Origin of the sequence: uncultured Novosphingobium sp. (assembly GCF_964277725.1) — a bacterium.
In the GTDB taxonomy this organism is placed as follows: domain Bacteria; phylum Pseudomonadota; class Alphaproteobacteria; order Sphingomonadales; family Sphingomonadaceae; genus Novosphingobium; species Novosphingobium fluoreni.
On the sequence record NZ_CAXYKL010000178.1, the window covers coordinates 1 to 3,178 of the forward strand.

3 protein-coding genes are annotated in these 3,178 nt (G+C 62.3%); 2 read left to right on the forward strand and 1 reads right to left on the reverse strand.

The features are described 5' to 3' along the window. Positions 1 to 557, forward strand: a 557-nt coding sequence (locus tag ACHWRX_RS09980; RefSeq protein WP_394659079.1) for a 3'-5' exonuclease, incomplete at its 5' end; no start/stop codon positions are given. 12 nt (positions 558 to 569) lie between these two features. On the opposite strand, the gene ACHWRX_RS09985 is transcribed toward ACHWRX_RS09980, so the two are convergent. After that, positions 570 to 1,082: an OsmC family protein gene (locus tag ACHWRX_RS09985; RefSeq protein ID WP_394659080.1), complete on the reverse strand. Its 513-nt coding sequence runs from the start codon at positions 1,080 to 1,082 to the stop codon at positions 570 to 572. Between the two features lie 298 nt (positions 1,083 to 1,380). Between ACHWRX_RS09985 and ACHWRX_RS09990 the strand changes: the two genes are divergently transcribed. Then, the coding region (locus ACHWRX_RS09990) for an HAD family hydrolase (RefSeq protein ID WP_394659081.1) at positions 1,381 to 3,178 on the forward strand (1,798 nt) is incomplete at its 3' end.

Below are 3,178 nucleotides of genomic sequence, written 5' to 3' on the forward strand. Positions count from 1 at the left end.
TCGATGCGGATGTCGCAGCGTCGCCTTTCTGGAAGTCGACCGCACCCGACATTCTTAAGCCCAAGGGCGGCGTGGTGGCACTTGCGGCGCATCGTGCGGCGTTCGAGCAGCGTTTCTGCACGCCGGAATTGTCTGGCGGAGCCGCCTGGATCTGCACTTGGAAGTGTGCCCTGCGGCTTTGGCCCGATAGTCCCAGCTTCTCCAACCAGGTCCTGCGATATTGGCGCATGCCGGAAGGCCTGGATCGCGAGATGGGGCTGCCTGTTCATCGCGCTTTTCCCGACGCCTACGTGACGGCACATCATCTGCGAGACCAGTTGAACGAGGCGGGGCTTGAGACTCTTCTAAAATGGAGCGCCGAGCCGGGCCTGCTGCCCCGAGTACCCGCAGGGCCGGACCGCGGCAGATACTGGGGCGCGCTGGACGATGCCACCTTGCGCCGTCTCGCCGCTGACCGCGACGAGGATATTCGCTTTTCGGCAGAGACGGAATTGCGAGGCCGTGATGGGCTTGTCGGCTTGGAACGCGAGGTTTCCGCGCAGGGCCGGTTGCTATGACATCAAATCGCGCTAGTCGGTGAAGTCGAGAGACCTTCGCCCCACGCTGATCAGCGCTTCCATATCCGCCATATGGGCATCTTCGCCATCACACGTGGGTGCGAGCTCATCCGCTTTCGTTTCGACGCGGGCACTCGCCGTCAAGGTGCGGTGGACGGGGCAGCGATCTGCAATCTCAAGCAGGCGGGCGCGCTGCTCTTCCGTCAGATCACCGCTGAACGTGATGTGGCGTATGAACAGGTCGGCGGGCTTGCCGCCCTGCTCACGCCGATGGCCCACCGCCGTGCGAATATCTTCAACAGGCCATCCCTTTTGATCGGCATAGAGCCGCAAGGTCATAGTGGTACAGGCGGCAAGCGCCGATCCCAGTAGCTGATACGGGTTGGGCCCAGAGCCGAGACCGCCGGCGCTTGTGGGTTCGTCAGCGAAGAATTGCACGCCGCCGCTGGATATTGCGACCTGGAACCGCCCCTCGCCCGTCTCGCGACCGATCGCCTGGTCTAGCTTGTCGTTTCCGTCAGACATCTGCAGCGTCCTGTGTTGCTCCGTCGCTCATGCAATCGCCGGGTGGCAAACGAATGTCAAAGTGCGCTGCGGCCCGATCGAAAGGCAGGCGCCCCATACGGCTAGCTTTGCACGCTCCCATGGTCTGACTGAAAGGGGGCACGAAAGCAGCCTCGCAGTTCCCGGACCGGCCACTTGTCTGTACCGACTCCAAGAAGAACTTGATAAAAGTCAATAACATGCCCCCAGGGGCAATTTGCCAGTTCAGGATCAAATCAGTTCTCAACCCGTTCCCGCTTGTACAAAAAAGGGGACCGCCTTGAACATTTTACATTTGGCGCTGGGCGGTTGTCTTCGAAAGCCGCCCGTCCATTACGGCCTAACCGCCGACACGGGCGGCCACATCGCCTATGTTCTTGAAGTTGCAACCCATCAGGCACAGCATGCCGATGTCAGCGGGGTGACGATTGTCACGCGTTTGTTCGACGATGGGAAGCTCGGCTCAGTGCATGCCCAGCCGACCGAGCACATCAGTGAAAAGCTGACGATCCACCGCATCGCCACATCCAACCGCCGGTACATCGAGAAAGAGCAATTCTCGGCGGAGCTTCCCGCTTTGATAGAGGCGTTCTGCGAGTATCTTTCCCAACAGCCTGAGCGACCCGATGTTATCCATGCTCACTTCGCGGACGCCGCCAGTATAGCGCGTGAGGCAGAGCGGCGGTTCGGCATTCCATTCATCTACACACCCCATGCGCTTGGGATCGACAAGCAGGCCGAAACTGGCGCTTGCGATAGTCTGGTAACCCGCATCGAGGCAGAGCGTGCGGCAATCATCAGTGCGGCGGCGATCATCGTTTCAACCGGGGACGAGGCGGAGCGCCAGATCGGTCGCTACGGCGTGGCAACAGGCGATCGCGTCCGCATCATCGCGCCGGGCGCTCCTGCCCACTTCGCAGGCGCCGGGCCGACGGTTGTCGATCGCATGGCGGAATGGCTCGATCAGCCCCAGCTTCCGATCATCTTGGCAATCGCCCGCCCCGTTCGAAAGAAGAACCTGATCGCCTTGGTCCGCGCTTACCTGGCGGACGAAAAACTTCGCGCTGCGGCGAACCTTGTGGTGCTTGCCGGGCAGCACGGCCTGGCCTCGGGTGAAGAGCGCGTTGTTATTGACGAACTTACCGCGCTTTGCGCGACGCCCGAAGCTCGCGGTCATGTCATGCTACCGGCCGACCACGATTCCGCCGATGTCGCCGCGCTTTATGAAAGAGCGTCCGAGGGTGGCGTGTTCGTCAACCCAGCCCTCCACGAACCCTTTGGGCTAACATTAGTGGAAGCGGCGGCCGCAGGCGTGCCGGTTGTCGCCACTCGCAACGGCGGCCCGCAAGAGATCGTCGCCACGATCGGTCATGGCATCACCGTAGATCCGCGTGACGAGGGCGCCCTTGCAACGGCCATCCGCGCCATCGTGCTAGACCCGGCGCGTCACGCCCGGCTGGCTGGCGCCGCGCGACGCGGACATCGGCAGTATTCATGGGATCGGTATGCGGCTCTGTCCGTTGAGACCTATCGCGAGTGCAACCGGCCAAGGCTGCTCATCAGCGATATCGACAACACCCTGACCGGCTGCCGGAGTTCGGCATTTGCATTCGCTGGATGGCGGACGCGGTCGACCCTGCCCTTCATCGTCGCCACCGGGCGTAGCTTGGCCGCGGCACAAACTATTCTCAGGCAATGGGGCTTGCCGATGCCTGACGCCTTTATCGTCGATGTGGGCACCCGTCTCATGATCGCGGACGGCAAGGGCGGTTGGCGCGAATGTGACGACTATGCCCGCCTCCTTGATAACGGCTGGGATCGGAACGCCGTTCATCGCGCTTTGGCGACACTTCCGTTGAGCCCGCAGCCCGCCGAAACCGAAGGGCCGCACAAGATCAGCTTCTTCGGCAATGAACGGGATGCCAATGCGATCCGCCAAGCGCTGGCAGCGGCTGGCCAATCGGCCCGGGTAGTCTTTTCCCATGGCCGCCTGATCGATGTCCTTGCCCCGAATGGCGGAAAGGCGGCGGCGATTGCGGCTTATGCGCAGAGCCAGGGGCTCAGCCTGGCGCAATGCG